At 63.8% G+C, this 531-nt stretch carries 1 pseudogene; it reads left to right on the top strand.

The window, feature by feature from the left end:
• Nucleotides 1-34: 34 nt before the first annotated feature.
• Nucleotides 35-531 (top strand): annotated as a pseudogene (locus FGX59_RS37320) (glycosyltransferase); the annotation flags it as partial.

Below are 531 nucleotides of genomic sequence, written 5' to 3'. Positions count from 1 at the left end.
CGCGCACCCGGGCGGATTTCGAGGACTGGAAACCATGAGCGCACCGCGTCGCATCCTGCATTACAACTGGGCGCAGTTCGACGATCCCGAATTCCGGGGCGGCGGCGTCTCGGTCTATCTGCGCAACCTGCTCGACAAGCTGGCGGGCGATCCGGCCTACGAATTCTCCGTGCTGAGCGCCGGGCACCACTACACCTACACGAACCGCAAGACGCGCTACGAGCCGACGACGAACATCCTCGAGGACCGCGGGGTGAAGAGCTTCCGCATCCTCAACTCGCCGGTGAAGGCGCCGGCGCATGACATGTTCTACGATATCGGCCTGTGGCGCTCGGATCCGGAGGTGGCGAAGGTCTTCGCCGAGGTGCTGACCGCACAAGGGCCCTTCGACGACGTGGTGCTGCACTCGATGGAGGGCATCTCCTCGGAGGTGCTGGCGCTCAAGGAGAAGTTCCCGCAGACGCGGTTCCACTACATGTGGCACAACTACATGCCGCTCTGCCCGCAGATCGAGCTGCTCTACCAGAACCG

Origin of the sequence: Poseidonocella sp. HB161398 (assembly GCF_005870025.1) — a bacterium.
Lineage (GTDB): Bacteria > Pseudomonadota > Alphaproteobacteria > Rhodobacterales > Rhodobacteraceae > Mangrovicoccus.
This window is presented reverse-complemented; position numbering and strand designations above follow the sequence as displayed.